Source organism: Dysgonomonas sp. 511 (assembly GCF_010501105.1).
In the GTDB taxonomy this organism is placed as follows: domain Bacteria; phylum Bacteroidota; class Bacteroidia; order Bacteroidales; family Dysgonomonadaceae; genus Dysgonomonas.
Genome location: NZ_QVMQ01000002.1, coordinates 166,373 through 182,915, shown reverse-complemented (window position 1 = coordinate 182,915; position 16,543 = coordinate 166,373). Strand labels below are relative to the sequence as shown.

Sequence of the window (16,543 nt, the reverse complement as noted above, 5' to 3'; positions counted from 1 at the left end):
AATTCTGGACTTTGTAGGGGCGAATTATCATTCGCCCGAAATAGAAAGAATCTGCGGGCGAATGATAATTGACTCCGTTGATTTTCAATTCGCCCTACGGTAGTCAAAACTGAAATGTCGTTTTTTCATGCGTTTGCCCTGAACAGTTACTCAGGCGATTCTGTTATTTTGTAAATTTTACATTCAATACTACAAGTTCCGAAACCGTGCCTATGCGATATTGCGGCCCGGCAAGCCCCAGTCCTGATGATACATAGGCGTGGGTGTTCTCTTTTTGCTTATATCCATAGGGTATTTCGTACATAAACCGCAGTTTGTTGTCTTCGGTGAAAAGCCCTGTGTTATATATTTTCGAACCCAAAGCCATTATCGTGTTTACAGGGAAAAATTGCCCGTAGTGTGTATGTCCGTAAAGGGCTATGTCGGCTCCGGCTTCTGCCTCTTCGTATAGGCGGTGGGGCTCGTGGTTTAGCACAATTACGGGAAGCGATTTATCTACCCCTTCCATAATTTCAGGAAGCGGTTTGCGGTTGGGTGCTTTGTCGTCTTCGCGCCCTACTATGTAGAATGAGTTGGCGACCAGTACCATAGAGTCGCGCAAAACGGTCAGTCCTGCATTCTGGCTGAGCCATAATATTTTTTCATCTTCTGCCTCATTATGCAGCTCGATGTATTCGTGGTTTCCTGTAGAGGCAAATACACCATAGGGGGCTTTCAATCGGAGAAACTCGGTTTCCATCCGCTGCTTGTAGAGCGATTGGGCATCGTAGTCGATAATGTCGCCGACAAGCAATATCAGGTCGGGCTTCTGCTCCATTATCTTATCCACATACATCGAAATGACATCTTTATTTATCAGGTAACCTGCATGTATATCGGTGGCGACAACTATTTTCAGTTCTTTTACTTCGGGCGAATGCTTGTCTATATCCAGATTCACCTCGGTGACCACAGGATGTCGGAAGCGGTAGTTGCCGTGTGCCATGATTCCGCAAACCAGAAGGAGCGATATGCAGAAGTAGGTCAGCCGCATTCTCTTTGCTTTCGGGTCGAGGCGTTGTGGCAGGAATTTCTTCTTTTTGTCGATATATTTAACGAGGTCGTAAAACAGCAATAGTACCGTCATGTAAATGGCAAATACCATCCACGAAGTTCCTACCCAAGCAAAATCGTGCAGCGCTTCTACCGAAAGCCGGTGGGTATCGGCAGTGAAAAAGCCGACGAAATAGATGAGCAGCTCGACGATGAAAAAAGCAGCATAGGGTATTTTTATATATTTCTTGTCGGGCAAGCCCTGCCATCCGCGCCAGAATATATAGGCGCTGAGAAATATCTGGACGATTATTGCATTAAAGAATACTCTCATTTACTTTTTGTTAATATCAATCACTACATATTCGGATTGTGTGCCTATGCGGAATTTACCGCCCCATATGCCGATACCCGAACTTACATATATATTGGCATTTCCTTTTTTGATAAACCCGTGGTCTTTTTCATACAGTTGTTTTGTGATGAGCGATATCGGCCAAACCTGTCCCTGATGGGTATGCCCCGATATCTGGAGGTCTACGCCATAGGCCTCGGCTTCTTCGAGATGATAGGGTTGGTGGTCGAGCAGTATGATAGGCTTCGATTTGTCGAGCGCATCGGTAATTTCCTTCAATGGCTTACGGTTCTCGTTCATGCGGTCGTCGCGCCCTACAACGTAGAACAGGCCGTCTACCAGAGCTGCCGAGTCGCGCAGCAACTTTATTCCAGCCTTATCCATAAACTGGAGGCTTTCTTTTATTCCGCTTATATATTCGTGATTGCCCGGGCAGGCGTAAATGCCCATCGGTGCTTTTATCTTATGGAAGCTTTCGGCATAGTTGCCTTCGTTCAGTGGGCGCAGGCTGTTGTCTATAAGGTCTCCGGCAATGAGTACAATGTCGGGTTCTTCCTTGTTGATGAGATCTACCCATTTTTCAAATTCTTTTTTGCCTATGCCATACCCCAGATGGACGTCGCTGATGGCAACGATACGCAATGACCTTACATTTGTGGAGTCGCCGATGGTCTTATAGATATTTACGGGTAGTTCCACCCTTACTTTCCATTGGTATTTGAGGTAGCCGCAAGTCATAAGCAGGGCTATAAATCCTACCATAAACCCGAAGCCTACCCAGTTTTCTTTTGTGTAGCGGGTTATGGCGTCGCTTGGCATGAAGTGCAGCAGCTTGTTGGCAAGGCCGAAAAGGTCTTTGGCTGCCATCACTATAAAGAAGTAGATGAGGATAAAGAGCCATGCTGTTCCTATCTTATAGAGTGCCGATGTGAGCCATATAGGCATGACATCGCCCAGGAAAAAGGATATGAAAAAAGAGGTTATGGCTACTATTGCGAACGAAATAAGTGCTACGCGCCCTATAGTGGTAGGCGGCATGGATATCCATACATGGTGAAATACGTAGTAGTTGGCGAGTAAGTATATGATAAAGATAATGATAAATCCCATTGCTTTCATCAGGGTTTGTTTATAGTATATTCTGTTTCGGCAAGTTGCAAAGATAAATATTCCTGCCGGTTTTTTTAATATTGCGGACAGGATAAAAGGAGAGCAACCCTATAAGATTGCTCTCTATATTATTCTGTGAGTGTTTTAATTACGGCGTCCGCTTAATGCTATCATTATGTAGTATATAAGCGTCACCAGCGAACTGACTGCCGCTACTACATATGTGTATGCTGCCCATTTGAGGGCGTCTTTGGCCATGTCGTGGTTACTGGTATTGGTGATGCCTGCACTGTTGAGCCATGCTAGTGCGCGTTGGCTGGCATTGATCTCTACCGGAAGGGTGACGAAACTAAAAATAGTGGTAAGGGCAAATAGTCCTATGCCGATCCATATAAGGGCTGGGAAATAATTGATAAGGAAAATACCTGCCAGCAGAACCCACATTACCCAATTGGAGGCGAAGCTGACTACAGGCACCAGTGCCGAACGCATCTTCAAAGGCCCGTATTCGTGGGCATGCTGTACGGCATGACCGCATTCGTGGGCGGCAACGGCGGCAGCGGCAACACTGTTGCTCGAAAATACATTGTCGCTGAGGTTTACGGTCTTGTTAGCTGGGTTGTAGTGGTCGGTAAGCATGCCGGGCGTAGAGATTACCTTTACGTCGTATATACCATTGTCGTGAAGCATTTTTTCGGCCACGTCGCGTCCTGTCATTCCATTGGAGAGCGGTATCCGGGAGTATTTATTGAATCGGCTTTTCAGCATTTGCGAAACAATACCTCCTACTACTGCAATCAAAATCATTAATATCCATCCTGCCATCATATAAATATTTGTTTTAAAGTGTTTTTACTTTTTTTTATAAACTAAAACACAAAAAATGTGCCAATTGTTTCCAACCGGCACATTCGCAAATTTTTATTTAAGATTTATTATTCTTATTTTCTTATTATTGTCTGTTCCCTATCAGGCCCGATAGAAACTATGCTGATCGGCACTTCCAATTCTTTCTCGAGGAACGATACGTAGGCGTTGAACTCAGCGGGAAACTCGCTTTCGCTGCGCATTTTTGTCATATCGGTCTGCCAGCCTTTCATTTCCACATATACAGGCTTTATGTTATTGTCGTCTATTTCGAATGGGAACTCTGTGGTCTTTTCGCCGTTTATTTCATAGGCTGTGCAGGCCTTGATGGTGTCGAATGTGTCGAGCACATCACTTTTCATCATTATTAGGCGTGTTACACCGTCTACCATTATAGCATAGCGTAGGGCTACGAGGTCTATCCATCCGCAACGGCGCGGACGTCCTGTTACCGATCCGAACTCGAACCCGTATTTGCGAAGGTTATCGCCTGTCTCGTCGAATAGTTCGGTAGGGAAAGGGCCGCTTCCTACACGGGTGCAATATGCCTTGAAGATACCATATACTTCGCCTACTTGTTGCGGTGCTATGCCCAAGCCTGTACACGCTCCGGCAGAGATGGTGTTCGACGATGTTACGAATGGGTACGAACCGAAATCTATATCGAGCATCGTTCCCTGTGCGCCTTCGGCAAGTATCTTTTTGTCTTGCTTTATCGCATTGTTGATATAATGTTCGCTATCTATGAATGTGAATGTCTTGAGCTTATCTATTCCTGCAAACCATTCTTTTTCTATTTCGGCTAGCTTGCCGGTGTCGTAGCCGTGCTGCTCCAGTATTTTCAGGTGTTTGTTTTTTGCCTGGGTATATTTTTCGTCAAAGTTGTATAGTATATCGCCTATACGCAGGCCGTTGCGGCTAATCTTGTCGGTATATGTAGGGCCGATGCCTTTGCCGGTGGTGCCTATCTTCGAGTCGCCTTTTGCCGCTTCGTAGCAGGCATCGAGCAGGCGGTGGGTAGGCAGTATGAGGTGGGCTTTCTTCGATATAAGGAGTCGTTTCCTCAGGTCGTGCCCCGAAGCTTCGAGCGACTCAATCTCTCCTTTGAAAAGGGCAGGGTCGAGTACTACGCCGTTCCCGATTATATTGATTTTGTTTCCCTGGAATATTCCGGAAGGTACAGAACGTAATATATATTTCTTTCCTTCAAATTCGAGGGTATGTCCGGCGTTTGGCCCTCCTTGAAAACGCGCAATGATTTCGTATTCGGGAGTCAGTACATCTACTATTTTTCCTTTACCTTCGTCGCCCCATTGCAGACCTAGCAATACATCTAGTTTCATTTCTTTTTTGTACGGGTGTTTTTGTTATCAGTTATTTTGTTGCTCTTTTTTTCTTCTGCTTTTTTTGCCCGCAGGCATTTGCTGCATGTGCCGTATATGTACATGCTGTAATAGCTTATTTTGAAGCGTTGCAGCTTTTTTTGCTGTGCCGGTGTAAACAGGTTGCCGTTTTTGTGTTCTTTTACCTCTCCGCAATTGAGGCATATCATATGGTCGTGGTTTTCATTACCATATGCTCTTTCGTATTGCGACACATTGGCTCCAAACTGGTGCTTGACTACCAATCCGCAATCGAGAAGCAACTCGATAGTGTTGTATAGAGTGGCACGGCTGACCCTGAATGTTGATTCTTTCATGACATTGTAAAGCGAGTCCATGTCGAAATGCCCTTTTGTAGAATAGATATGGTCGAGTATGGCATATCTTTCGGGGGTCTTACGATGTTTATGCAGATTGAGGTAATCTGTAAATTCGTTTTTGACTTGTTCTTTAAGCTTCGAATTGTCCATGTATTTAAAATCAGTGGCAAACAAAAATACATCTTTTTTGATGAATATATGCCTTACGGTTAGGAAAAAGTCTTAATATGTTCAAAAAACAAAAAGAGAACTCTCCCGAGCTCTCTTTTTTGAAAGGAAATCAAAAAGAATATTAATAAATATTCAGGTTAGTATCTTCTGCTTGAGGTGTAATCTCATTTGCGAGAGGTGCATCCTCATTGTCGAATTTGTATTCTATTATCTTGCTCTTTACTTCGCCATCGAAGTCTTTCCACGATATTTTTAGTGTGGCCTTGTCTTTTCCGGCAACTATATATGGTTTCAGGTCGAATGAGGCGTACGCATTTGCTGCATGGTTTTCCTTGTCGCCGTTTACGTTGTGCCTGAATGCCAATTCGGGTATTTCGTCATTTGCTCCGAAATCTTCTTTTGCCGTTACAAGGTTTACCATGTGCGATTCATATCCCCCGGCATTGAACCCGAAATAGATATTGAGGAAACCGCCGCCTTCCCATATCGCATGGACTTTTATAGGGTCGTACCCGATGCTGTCCTGCTTTATTTCGTCATCTTCGGCAATGTAAATTACCGGTTTGGTCAAAACGTCATAGAACCCGTTCAGTCTGATGTAATGGTCGTATCCGTCTATTTTGTCAGATAGTATTGTATAGTTAATTATCGCTCTTCCGTATTTGGGTTTCAGGTTTAATCCCGCAGGGGCTGCTACCCAAAGTTTTTTGCCGTTGTCGAGCGTGAAATCGTATGTGTTGTCGCCTACTTTGTTGACTGTCACGATAGATTCCCAATATTTACCTAACGAATATCCGTCATCATCGGAGCAGGAGGCTAACCCTGCTGCCAAGCTTAATGATAAGACCAATGCTGAAAATAGTCTCCAATACTTTCTCATAATCTTTTAGTTTTAAAATAAGCTTAACGATAAACTTCAACTTACACTAGTTACATTACAATAGATTCCAATTTATATGCCACGCTGCATATTGCACTCTAAATAAAAGTTAAATAAAGTATGTAGTCTATTTAATGTATTTATAATCACCTTTTTAGTTTGAAAAAATTTTTCATCAAAGAAGCGCACTCTTCTTCTAATACTCCTTTTGTTATAGTTGTTTTAGGATGAAGTATAACCGGATTATAGATAGAGTAGCCTCTTTTCTCATCCTTTGCACCATATACAATAGCCGGTATTTGCGACCAAAGCAGTCCGCCTGCACACATGGGGCAGGGCTCTACCGTTACATAAAGGGTGCAACCGGTAAGGTATTTTCCTCCCAATACATTTGCTGCAGCAGTGATAGCCTGCATTTCGGCATGTGCTGTCACGTCGTTCAGTGTTTCTGTGAGGTTGTGTGCCCGTGCTATTATGCGTCCTTTGCATACGATGACTGCCCCTATAGGCACTTCGTCTTTTTCGAAAGCCATGCGTGCTTCGTTCAAAGCCTGGCGCATATAATATTCATCGTTGAGCAAGGCTGTGGTCATCGGCGCATTTCGTTTTCTTCGAAGAGGGTAGGGTAGTCTTGATCCAGGGTTTTCAATACATGGGTTATGATTGTTTCCCTGCACCAACGCGAACGGTTTTCTATCTTATATTTCTTTATATAAGAGCATATTACAGCATATTCTTCCTCGTTGAGCGAGAATATCATCTGCTTTGTCCGTTTGCTATGTTGTCCTTTCTTCTTCTGCATTATTGCTGCAAATGTAATTACTTTATCTGTATAATTAAAGGCTTTTGGGGTCTAATGCTCCTGTTTGCCGTCAAAATTGATCCGCAATTGTACTGCTTCGCCCCAATTGGTTTCGGGCTCATTGTTTTTCAGCCCCAGACCTATAAGCCTCACTTTGGGGCTTAAGTCTATACCTTGCAAAAGTTCGAAGCCTGTTTTATAGAAGGTTTCGTAGTCGTCGACAGTATGCTGGAGTGTTTTGCTGCGGGTGATTGTTTTGAAATCGGCATATTTTATTTTCAATGTTATTGTCCGCCCTTTGAAATTCTTCTTCTTTACATCTTCGAAAGCGTCTTTGGCCACACTGTCGAGTATCACAGCCAGTTCGTCAATATTGTCTATATCCTTTTCGAATGTGGTTTCGGAACTGATGGATTTCCTTATTCGTAGCCATTCTACCTGCCGGTCGTCTATTGCTCGCGCGTTCATATAGAATATATGCCCCATCTTTCCGAAGTTGGCGACCAGTTCGTTTTCCGATTTTTGTTTCAAGTCCCATCCATTCCTGATGCCTAATTGCTGCATCCGCTTGACGGTGACTTTGCCCACTCCGGGGAATTGCTCTATGGCGAGCGATTCTACAAATAGTTCGGCTCTGTTAGGTTTAACAACAAAAAGCCCGTTGGGTTTATTCTGGTCGGACGCGATCTTTGCCAGAAATTTGTTGAAAGATACTCCTGCCGAGGCGGTTAACTGGGTGCTGTCGAGTATCTTTTGCTTTATTTCTTTTGCTATTTGTGTGGCTGAAGCTATCCCTTTGTGGTTTTCGGTGACATCGAGATAGGCCTCGTCCAGCGATAAGGGTTCTACTATGTCGGTATATTCGTGGAAAATAGCCATTATCTGCCTCGATACTGCCCTGTACACGTCGAAACGCGAAGAAACAAATATCAGGTGCGGACACTTCTTCAATGCTGTTTTCGATGCCATAGCCGACCTTACTCCATATCTGCGCGCTTCGTAGCTGGCAGCCGCTACCACTCCGCGCGGGCCGGCATATCCTACAGCAACGGGCTTTCCCCGGTATTGGGGATTGTCGCGCTGTTCGATAGATGCATAGAAGGCATCCATGTCTATGTGGATAATTTTTCGCATAGGTCGGCCAAAGATACTTTTGTCAAAAATAATTGAAAGAAACGAATCTGCTTTTAATCTAATTGTTAACATTTATAGAAAAGGCAGATATGCCCGATATATAACAATGATAATTGACCACGGAATACATCTCGTTTTTTTAACTCTTGCCATAGCTTTTCTTTCTCTTTTCTTTCGTTAATAGGCTAAACAAAATCTGCCGATTATTTCGAGATTCCATAAATATTTACTTGCTTTGTATCCGTTTTTATTATTTGGGTAAGATGAAACTGGTAAAAACAATAAAAGAACTGGAAGAACAATTGTCGGAACTGCGCCTGCAAGGCAAGAGCATCGGCTTTGTTCCTACTATGGGTGCTTTGCACCGGGGACATTTGTCTCTGGCAGAGAAGTGCATTGCCGAAAACGATATATGCGTTGTCAGCATTTTTGTCAATCCCACCCAGTTCAACAATAAGGAGGATCTGGAGAAATATCCAAGGACTCTTGAGCGCGACAGTGAATATCTGGCGCAGGCTGGTGTTGATATTATCTTCGCCCCTTCGGTAACAGAGATATATCCGGAACCCGATACCCGTCAGTTCGATTTCGGACAACTGGATAAGGTGATGGAAGGAAAACATCGTCCCGGGCATTTCAACGGGGTGGCACAAGTAGTCAGCCGCCTTTTTGATATAGTGAAGCCGGATAAGGCATATTTCGGAGAGAAGGATTTCCAGCAATTAGCCATCGTCCGTGCCATGGTCAAGCAATTGGATATGCCGGTACAGATAGTGCCGATGCCTATTATTCGCGAGGCTAGCGGATTGGCGATGAGCAGCCGCAACGAACGGCTTACAGGGGAGCAACGGGCTGTTGCCGCCAATATATATAAAACGTTGCTGGAGAGCCGCGAGGCAATGTATCTTAACCAGACGATAGAAGATACGATAAAAGAGGTGACTGATACAATCAATTCGTTCGACGGACTGGAAGTCGAATATTTTGAAATAGTAGATGGGGAAACTTTGCAAACCCTGCCGGAATGGGATGATTCCGATTATGTAGTGGGATGTATAGCGGTATTTTGTGGCGATGTACGCCTTATTGATAATATTGTGTACCATACAAGGTAGATAGATAAAGGAAAGAAAAGATGATAATAGAAGTTGTAAAATCGAAGTTACACCGCGTTACAGTAACCGAGGCCAACTTGAATTACATAGGTAGTATCACTATAGACGAGGATTTGATGGATGCTGTAAACCTGATAGAAGGTGAGAAAGTCCAGATAGTGAACAACAACAATGGCGAACGTATCGAAACTTATGTAATAAAAGGCGAACGAGGTTCGGGTGCTATCTGCCTCAACGGGGCGGCGGCACGCAAGGTTCAGCCGGGCGATATTGTCATCATCATGTCGTATGCCCAGATGGACTTCGAAGAGGCTAAGACCTTTAAGCCGTGGGTTGTTTTCCCCGATACAAAGACCAATAAACTGATCAAGTAAATTTCACAAGCTTCTGCTTATTAAATTAATGGCTATCAGTACTGGTAGCTAGGGTAAATATTATGTATTCATATAAAGATATATGGAAAGTGAGTTATCCCATTATGCTAGGGTTGCTCGCTCAGAATGTAGTACAACTTACCGATACCTTCTTCTTGGGAAGGGTAGGCGGTATCGAACAAAGTGCTTCCGGGTTGGCCGGGATATATTATGTAGCCATTTTTACCATCTGCTTCGGCTTCAGTATCGGAGGACAGATTATGATAAGCCGCCGCAATGGCGAAGGCAACTACAACCGTATCGGAGGTATTGTGATACAAGGGGCAATGTTCTTGCAGCTGTTTGCCCTTATGCTGTTTTTCCTCTCGTCGTTTATGGTGGAGAATGTGCTGGGGCAGTTTATGAAGTCGCCGGAAGTATTTGCTGCAACCGAGAAATACCTGTCGTGGCGTATCTACGGATTCTTCTTTGCCGTTATCAATGTCATGTTCCGTGCATTCTATGTGGGTGTTGCCCGCACAAAGGTGCTGACATATAATGCAATAGTGATGGCTATTACCAATATTATAGGCGACTACCTGTTGATATTCGGCAATTTCGGCTTCCCAGAATGGGGAGTAGAAGGGGCGGCGATAGCATCTGTATTGTCGGAAATAGCATCTGTCTTGTTCTTCGTTGTTTATACATGGATTACGGTAGACTTCAAGAAATACGGGTTTGTGAAGATGAAGTTCAGGTTCTCTGTGATAAAGAGCATATTGAATATCTCGTCGTTCACAATGGTGCAATACCTGATATCCATGTCTACATGGTTTATCTTCTTTATGGCGATAGAGCAGCATTCGGAAGATGCCCTGAAGATTACCAACCTTGTACGCAGCTTCTATATGATTTTCTTCATCCCTATGAATGCCTTGGCTACTACGGCCAATACCCTGGTGGGGAATACTATAGGAGCCGGAAATGCAAAAGGCGTGCTGCCTTTGGTCAAGCGGATCGCGCTGTTCAATCTGGCAATTATCCTGTGCCTGATAGGTATTACGGTTATTGCTCCCGAATATTGGATCAGCTTCATTGCGCCGAAGGACCAGTTGTCGCTTATCGGCGAAACTGTGATGCCGCTTTTCGTCCTGTTGCTATCGTTGCCTTTCTCGGCATTGGGTACTGTAACGTTCAATGCCATATCGGGGACAGGGAATACGAAGGTTGCCCTTTTCCTTGAAGTGATAACGATGGCTATCTATGTGTTTGCCATGTTTTGGATCGTTATCTACAAGCAAATGTCGGTAGCATGGTGCTGGGCTGTAGAATCGTTCTACTGGGGGCCATTGCTCATATTCTCGGTAATATACCTCACACGTGGCAGGTGGCAGAACAAACGGATATAGTACAAAAGAGGAGCAACCGAGGGGCTGTTCCTCTTTTCCAATATGTGTTGTCGTATTATCTTACTTTGCCGATACCGCGTGTTTTGTGCCTTTGTAGCCTTTGAGTATGGCGCGTGTAGAACCACGTTTTAGTTTAGAATCCAGCCTTACCGGGATGCGGTTGTTGTCGTTGGTGATGTAAACCTTCATAGCCTCCGTCCTGTCGTCGAAAGCATTTTTGTTCACATTTGCCGACAGGCTGAGTACAAGCTTGATACAACTGTATGCCTTGCCGTCGTTGGCGGTTATGCTTTCTATACCTTGATGCTCTATTATCATGTACGATTTTTTCTTGCCTGATACGAAGTCCACTCGTTTTTCGTCACCTTTCTTCATCGAAGAATAGTCGAGGGTGCGTGCATAGAAAACAACACTTACCATATCGTAGACGCATGAGCTTGCATTTATGGTTTCGTCAAATTTCACCTCGCCATTTTTCACCCGCTTGGTTTTCACGGTTACATTTCCTCCCGAACCGTAAGTATAAGTCATCTTTTCATCCGTAAAGTCGCCTTTTTCGTGTGCCAACTTTTGGAAAGCCAGAGGCGTGAGGTCTTTGGTAGTATAGGTAGATAGCGTATCGTCCAGGCTATATATTTTGTCTGCCAGTCCTGATGAATTGGCTATAAGGGACATTTTATAAGCATCTTTGCCATTGTATTTGGTCGATGTCGTTCTCAGCGAAGATGTCCCGGCTTTGGTATTTGTAATTCCCCATCTGAAGTACAAATCGTATGTCAATACTTCGCCCGCCTGAAAGTAATTGTTGGTTACTTTACACTGTGCGTTTCCTTCTATGCCATACAGAGCAAGGAGCAAGGTAGCTAGTATTATTGTTTTCTTTATCATAAATTCTCCTTCTTTTAGGTTATAAACGGCTTTATCTCTATGGATAAAGGATATTAATATTGCCGCGTTCCTGTTTGCCGGCTATTATTATACTGGTTGTTGTTATATTGGTTATTGTTTTGGTTCTGGTTGTTATAGTTATTGTTATTATAGGTACTGTTGTCATTGCTATCGTCATAGCCCTTACCGCCTCTCATCTGCCGGTTCTTTTCTTCCATTTCTTCCATTTTCTTCCGTCTTGCTTCCTTGTCCTGTGGCTTTTGCTTGGTTATGTCCAAAGGTTTTTGAGAGGCAAGGGTCGTGGTATCTATCACCCACGGTTCTTGTTCGTCGTATTCGAAGAACGCTTTTATTTCATATATCTTTTGCGAATAGCACACCATTTCGGGTTGTATCTTCTTCTCAAAATCTCCTGTATCCCATATTCCATTGTTGTTTGCGTCCAGTATTATCCGTGCATAATAAGTGCCGGGATTGAGGTCGCGGAATAAGGCTACGTTATCTTTGACTCGCGATTTGCGGACAGGTTTATCCGACTTGTCTAAAAGTTCTATAAAAGATGATAAGGAATCTATCCCGCTTACCCTTATGGCTAGCTGCCCATACTGGTCTTCGGCTTTTACTTTAAATTTCTGGTCTATCGTATTGTTCCACAACCCATATATGCTATGTATGGCGGCAGAGTCTATAGCCAGGCGGTATTCGTTGGCATATAGCCAGCGGTTGCGAATGGTATATTTCCGGGGATTTACCGAATCGGGTTCTAGCCTGAAAGGGATATCCTGAAATACGGAATCTTTCAGATGTTGCAACTTTATCTTCTCCGATAAAGAATCGGTCACGATAGGTGCTTCAAATTCGAGGGTGATAGCCTTGTATGTATCCCACGTAGACGATATATTCTGGGCTATATTCAGGAAGGTTATTTGTTCTTCTTCTACTTCCTCTCCTTTTTTCTTCTTCTTTTCTTCCTTCTCCGGCTTTTTGCGGCTGCGGTCTACAAACCGTAACGTGTCGGTATAGGGTACAGATTGGTTGAGGGAGTCGGTACGCAGGTATGTTATGCTGAATGCCAGCGTATCTGTCGCTATCAACTCCTTATCTTTGAGCCAATAGGTAATAGTATCGTTTTTTCGCGATTTTTCGAGGATAGCCCAATCTGCGCTTTCAAAGTTCAATGGCTCCAGCTTCGGCATTTCGGTTGGTGCGCCGAAGAATATGGTCAGTTTATTCGGCGTGCGTTCATGTTTCTGTAAGTACTGACGCTGAAAGTCCGATTTGAACGACCTCAATACAATATTATCCGGTAGGAAGCGGGTATATTGAATTGCTTTTATTGTGTCTATTGCAAGTTTAGTGGTATCGGTATATACCGTATCATATCTTACCGCGCTCTCGGCACTGGGTTCTATAATGGCTTCCATAAAGGCGATGGCTTCGGCAGGGTTGTCGTACATATAATCCCTGTTGGCATCATCCAGTCCGTAGAGTTTGTATTTTCCCGGAGCTACTCCGCGGATGGTAAATTCGCCGCCATCGTTGGTGCGCGATATGCGTTCGAATTTGGTTTTTGTGAAAGCTGAATCCTCCATGTTGGAGTGTAAACCTACATACATGCCCTTTACAGGTTCCAGGTTGTCGGCGGTCAGTATCTTTCCCGATATGGAAAGCGAGTCTACCACATCGCCTGTAGAAAAAGAGTAGGAAAAGTTTTCCAACGGGTTTTTTTCATTGCTGTCGGTTACGGCATTTGTGAAGTCTATGGTGTAGGTCGTATTGGGCTGTAGCGTATCCCTTAGTTCTACGGTCAGCTTCCTGTTGACTACCGTGATGCTGGGGAAAGACTTTTGCGGAGGGGTGATGATTACATTCTCCGACGGGCGTTCTATTTCGATGTTTTCATCAAATTCGATGACGATTTTCTTTGTCGTAATATTTGTCGAATTAAAGTCGGGGGAGGCTTTCACCACTTTCGGAGGGTCGAGGTCGTAAGTTCCACCCGAAGGGCTTGCCATATTGGCACAAGCTGTTACAATCGTAGCAATGCACACCAAGATAAATGATGATAGGATATGTTTTTTCAAATACTGTCGCATCCGGTTAATATGTTTTTAACGCAAAAATACAATGTTTTACAAATAAAAGAGGCCTGAAGTCTATAAAATAGCTTAATTATATGAATCGGTGGGCGAAAAGCTAACCGGGCTGCACCTTGTTACCTTTTGCCTCTCCCAGCTTCTTTCCTCTACGGAAATCCGCATTGTTTTAACCTATTTTTGCAATATATAGTTAAAAAGTAACACAAGTAACAGGTTTTAGCCATTTTCTTATTGTTACTTTTCCCTCCAATTGGCATATTTCTTAATCGGCACATCAAATCTTATAGATAAACTTTTCTATTCTTGATTGATGTTAATTACAAGACTTTAATAAAACGATAAGGCTCTCGTTTCCCATATTAAACAACAAGTCGATGATACTGAGGTTGGGCGTAAATCCGAATTTTTGGGCAAATACCTGATAGTATGGCTGAGGTGCGAAACCCTTATCCAGTTCTCGCCAGTCTTTCTTCGGGTGTATTATTTCCCGGTAGTCTGCTGTGCCGTCTTTTAACTGTGCCTCGTAGTGCGAAGTATATTCTATGGCAGGTGTATCGGTGTTCAATAAAGATAGTATAAGTTCGTTCAGCTTTTCGTTAAAGTCCAGCAGGAAATCATACTTCTGATGGTAAAACGGGTAAAAATCGTCCTGATAGTATTCGAAGAATGGTGTAGAGTTGTATGCCGATACGATTGCATTCCAGTGCATATGTTGCCAGTTGCCATGTTCGGCTATGCGTACATCTTTCATCTTGGTTTTCTCTGTCGATGAGTAGACTACGGGTATCGAGAGCGATATAGGCCCGTTGGCCGAAAGTATTGTGCAGCGGTTGCGGTACGTCTGTTTTATATAGCTTTCATGCTGTTCCATATAAATATGGTTTGCAGCCAATATCTTTGTATAATATTGTATGGGTGCGAGGTATAAGGAATTAATATATATGTCCATCCGTAGATAAATTAAAGGCAACGGGCAAAGCAGTTTCAGCTACCTTGCCCGTGTATGTTTTTAGGGGTGACGGTCTTATTTTTTATTCCCCGATGTAAACAGCCTGTCCCAGCGTATCTTACCACTGAACCAGCCTTTGTCTTTGTCGAGCGACAGCCAGATAAACAGCGGCTTACCTACGATATGGTCTTCGGGAACCATTCCCCACATACGCGAGTCGGCCGAATTGTCGCGGTTGTCACCCATCATAAAGAAGTAGTCGAACTTGAAAGTATATGAGTCGGCTTGCTGCCCGTTGATATATACTTTGCCGTCGCGGTAATCGAAGTCGTTGTGTTCGTAATTCTTGATGCAGCGCGCATAAGCAGCAACTTTATAATCTACATCGCTGTCGAACTTGATGGTTGCTCCCCTGTGAGGTATCCATAAAGCAGGAAAATCGCCCGGCTGTACCTCCATGTCGTAAGTGATGGGGTAAACATCGGGCAAGGCATATACCTTACGTCCATACAGCTTGTTTATTTCCCTGTAGTATTCGTTCATAGATATTACTTTTACTACGTATGGCTGGCTCTTTATTTTGTTTGCCATCTCCCGGGTCATATTTATACCCCGGTACAGGTATTCCACATTTGTATCCTTCTTGGGGAACACTTGCTGGTAGAGCATAAATTCGTTCTTTAGGTTCGGATTCATGGCGAGGGTGATGCTGTCGGTATTGAAATCGACCGCACCTATTTTTACTATATCTTCGTCGCTCATGCCTATCTCCTTATACATATTCTGAGGGATGCCACTGCCGCTGGTCTGCACGAAGTAGTACAACTGCATATCCTTGGGGCTTTCTGTCGCTTTCCCGTTGATATGTACCACATCATTTATTACCGAAAGCGTATCTCCCGGAAGTCCGATGCAACGTTTTACATAGTTTTCGCGGCGGTCTACAGGGCGGTAAACGATGTCGCCATAGATGTTTTTATTGTTCTTTATCGCTTCCCTGCCTTCGCTGATCAATATGTTGTTTGCTTTGCGTACAAGTAGCTGGCTGTTTTGGTTTACGGCATTTCCGGCCTCTTTGCAAAGAAGATAATAATCCTTCTCCTGAATATTGAGTGCTACGGTGTCGCCCGAAGGATAGTTGAATACGACAATATCGTTGCGTTCTATCTGCCCGGTTCCGGCAAAACGCTTGTATTCCAGTTGAGGCTTATCGAGATAAGACTTGAATCCGAAAAACGGGAATGTATGTTGCATCAACGGCAGCGAAAAAGGTGTCATCGGAGAACGCGCGCCATAGCTAACCTTGCTCACGCACAGGAAATCGCCAACCAGCAGCGATTTTTCGAGCGAAGATGACGGTATCTGGTAGTTTTGGAAGAAGAAAGTATTGATAATCCAAACACCTACCAATGCGAAGACGATGGCATCGACCCAGTCGAGGGCTTTGCGTACGGCAGGGTTTTTAGCATTGCGCCATGCTCCCCACGGTATGAACTTTGTGATGTATATGTCGATAAAAACGGGGATGAGTATCAATACCCCCCAATAGCCTGTCCAAAGGACAAAGAGGATGCAGCAGATACAAGCAATGATTGCGTATATCCATTGGCGGATACCCGGTTTTTTCTTTTCAGGTTTTGTGCTGTTTTGGTTCGATGAGTTTGTTTCCATATCTCG

Annotated in this window: 16 protein-coding genes; 3 read left to right on the top strand and 13 right to left on the bottom strand. The window is 43.9% G+C overall.

Translation table 11 applies throughout. The annotated features are described in order from the left end of the window. Window positions 1-163: 163 nt before the first annotated feature. The 9 genes from D0T57_RS01710 to dinB all read right to left on the bottom strand — a co-directional run bounded on the left by D0T57_RS01710 (window position 164) and on the right by dinB (window position 8,053). A complete protein-coding gene (locus D0T57_RS01710; RefSeq protein WP_163270211.1) occupies window positions 164-1,366 on the bottom strand; it encodes a metallophosphoesterase in 1,203 nt (400 codons plus the stop codon). Continuing rightward, the gene (locus D0T57_RS01705; protein WP_163270209.1) at window positions 1,367-2,506 is read right to left on the bottom strand and encodes a metallophosphoesterase; all 1,140 of its coding nucleotides are present in this window, start codon (window positions 2,504-2,506) and stop codon (window positions 1,367-1,369) included. 135 nt (window positions 2,507-2,641) lie between these two features. After that, a complete protein-coding gene (locus D0T57_RS01700; protein WP_163270207.1) occupies window positions 2,642-3,325 on the bottom strand; it encodes a zinc metallopeptidase in 684 nt (227 codons plus the stop codon). Between the two features lie 113 nt (window positions 3,326-3,438). Beyond that, on the bottom strand, window positions 3,439-4,707 hold the full coding sequence (locus D0T57_RS01695; protein WP_163270205.1) for an adenylosuccinate synthase: 1,269 nt from the start codon (window positions 4,705-4,707) through the stop codon (window positions 3,439-3,441). Beyond that, the gene (locus D0T57_RS01690) at window positions 4,704-5,216 is read right to left on the bottom strand and encodes a Fur family transcriptional regulator (protein ID WP_163270203.1); all 513 of its coding nucleotides are present in this window, start codon (window positions 5,214-5,216) and stop codon (window positions 4,704-4,706) included. Before D0T57_RS01690 ends, D0T57_RS01695 begins: the two co-directional genes overlap by 4 nt. A 142-nt stretch (window positions 5,217-5,358) precedes the next feature. After that, window positions 5,359-6,117, bottom strand: a complete 759-nt coding sequence (locus D0T57_RS01685) for a NigD-like protein (protein WP_163270202.1) — start codon at window positions 6,115-6,117, stop codon at window positions 5,359-5,361. A gap of 146 nt (window positions 6,118-6,263) precedes the next feature. Continuing rightward, window positions 6,264-6,698: a nucleoside deaminase gene (locus D0T57_RS01680; RefSeq protein ID WP_185154608.1), complete on the bottom strand. Its 435-nt coding sequence runs from the start codon at window positions 6,696-6,698 to the stop codon at window positions 6,264-6,266. Window positions 6,699-6,706: 8 nt separating this feature from the next. Then, window positions 6,707-6,919 (bottom strand): hypothetical protein, encoded by a 213-nt coding sequence (locus D0T57_RS01675; protein ID WP_163270200.1) that lies wholly within the window; start codon window positions 6,917-6,919, stop codon window positions 6,707-6,709. A 51-nt stretch (window positions 6,920-6,970) separates the two neighbouring features. Next, window positions 6,971-8,053, bottom strand: a complete 1,083-nt coding sequence (gene dinB, locus D0T57_RS01670; RefSeq protein WP_163270199.1) for a DNA polymerase IV — start codon at window positions 8,051-8,053, stop codon at window positions 6,971-6,973. A gap of 263 nt (window positions 8,054-8,316) precedes the next feature. Between dinB and panC the strand changes: the two genes are divergently transcribed. The 3 genes from panC (at window position 8,317) to D0T57_RS01655 (ending at window position 10,930) form a co-directional block, all read left to right on the top strand. Further along, entirely contained in the window at window positions 8,317-9,168 is an 852-nt protein-coding gene (gene panC / locus D0T57_RS01665; RefSeq protein ID WP_163270198.1) for a pantoate--beta-alanine ligase, read from the top strand. A gap of 20 nt (window positions 9,169-9,188) precedes the next feature. Beyond that, window positions 9,189-9,542 carry an aspartate 1-decarboxylase gene (gene panD, locus D0T57_RS01660; protein ID WP_163270197.1) on the top strand — a complete coding sequence of 118 codons (354 nt, stop codon included), beginning with the start codon at window positions 9,189-9,191 and terminating at the stop codon, window positions 9,540-9,542. A gap of 62 nt (window positions 9,543-9,604) precedes the next feature. After that, complete coding sequence (locus D0T57_RS01655; RefSeq protein ID WP_255490456.1) at window positions 9,605-10,930, top strand: MATE family efflux transporter; 1,326 nt, start codon at window positions 9,605-9,607, stop codon at window positions 10,928-10,930. A gap of 60 nt (window positions 10,931-10,990) precedes the next feature. Here D0T57_RS01655 and D0T57_RS01650 read toward each other — a convergent pair whose 3' ends face one another. From D0T57_RS01650 to D0T57_RS01635, 4 genes are all read right to left on the bottom strand, one after another. Then, complete coding sequence (locus D0T57_RS01650) at window positions 10,991-11,818, bottom strand: DUF3108 domain-containing protein (RefSeq protein ID WP_163270196.1); 828 nt, start codon at window positions 11,816-11,818, stop codon at window positions 10,991-10,993. 53 nt (window positions 11,819-11,871) lie between these two features. Further along, complete coding sequence (locus D0T57_RS01645) at window positions 11,872-13,914, bottom strand: Ig-like domain-containing protein (protein ID WP_163270195.1); 2,043 nt, start codon at window positions 13,912-13,914, stop codon at window positions 11,872-11,874. A gap of 316 nt (window positions 13,915-14,230) precedes the next feature. Next, on the bottom strand, window positions 14,231-14,866 hold the full coding sequence (locus D0T57_RS01640) for a WbqC family protein (RefSeq protein WP_163270194.1): 636 nt from the start codon (window positions 14,864-14,866) through the stop codon (window positions 14,231-14,233). 75 nt (window positions 14,867-14,941) lie between these two features. Beyond that, window positions 14,942-16,537, bottom strand: coding sequence for a S26 family signal peptidase (locus D0T57_RS01635; protein ID WP_163270192.1), 1,596 nt, complete (start codon window positions 16,535-16,537; stop codon window positions 14,942-14,944). Between the last annotated feature and the right edge of the window lie 6 nt (window positions 16,538-16,543).

What these genes read in the sequence shown, in the direction of transcription:
- dinB (WP_163270199.1), bottom strand. Translation starts at nt 8,053, where the DNA reads ATGCGAAAAATTATCCACATAGACATGGATGCCTTCTATGCATCTATC.
- D0T57_RS01675 (WP_163270200.1), bottom strand. Translation starts at nt 6,919, where the DNA reads ATGCAGAAGAAGAAAGGACAACATAGCAAACGGACAAAGCAGATGATA.
- D0T57_RS01640 (WP_163270194.1), bottom strand. Translation starts at nt 14,866, where the DNA reads ATGGACATATATATTAATTCCTTATACCTCGCACCCATACAATATTAT.
- D0T57_RS01705 (WP_163270209.1), bottom strand. Translation starts at nt 2,506, where the DNA reads ATGAAAGCAATGGGATTTATCATTATCTTTATCATATACTTACTCGCC.
- D0T57_RS01690 (WP_163270203.1), bottom strand. Translation starts at nt 5,216, where the DNA reads ATGGACAATTCGAAGCTTAAAGAACAAGTCAAAAACGAATTTACAGAT.
- D0T57_RS01635 (WP_163270192.1), bottom strand. Translation starts at nt 16,537, where the DNA reads ATGGAAACAAACTCATCGAACCAAAACAGCACAAAACCTGAAAAGAAA.
- D0T57_RS01700 (WP_163270207.1), bottom strand. Translation starts at nt 3,325, where the DNA reads ATGATGGCAGGATGGATATTAATGATTTTGATTGCAGTAGTAGGAGGT.
- D0T57_RS01685 (WP_163270202.1), bottom strand. Translation starts at nt 6,117, where the DNA reads ATGAGAAAGTATTGGAGACTATTTTCAGCATTGGTCTTATCATTAAGC.
- D0T57_RS01710 (WP_163270211.1), bottom strand. Translation starts at nt 1,366, where the DNA reads ATGAGAGTATTCTTTAATGCAATAATCGTCCAGATATTTCTCAGCGCC.
- panD (WP_163270197.1), top strand. Translation starts at nt 9,189, where the DNA reads ATGATAATAGAAGTTGTAAAATCGAAGTTACACCGCGTTACAGTAACC.
- D0T57_RS01695 (WP_163270205.1), bottom strand. Translation starts at nt 4,707, where the DNA reads ATGAAACTAGATGTATTGCTAGGTCTGCAATGGGGCGACGAAGGTAAA.
- D0T57_RS01655 (WP_255490456.1), top strand. Translation starts at nt 9,605, where the DNA reads ATGTATTCATATAAAGATATATGGAAAGTGAGTTATCCCATTATGCTA.
- D0T57_RS01650 (WP_163270196.1), bottom strand. Translation starts at nt 11,818, where the DNA reads ATGATAAAGAAAACAATAATACTAGCTACCTTGCTCCTTGCTCTGTAT.
- D0T57_RS01645 (WP_163270195.1), bottom strand. Translation starts at nt 13,914, where the DNA reads ATGCGACAGTATTTGAAAAAACATATCCTATCATCATTTATCTTGGTG.
- panC (WP_163270198.1), top strand. Translation starts at nt 8,317, where the DNA reads ATGAAACTGGTAAAAACAATAAAAGAACTGGAAGAACAATTGTCGGAA.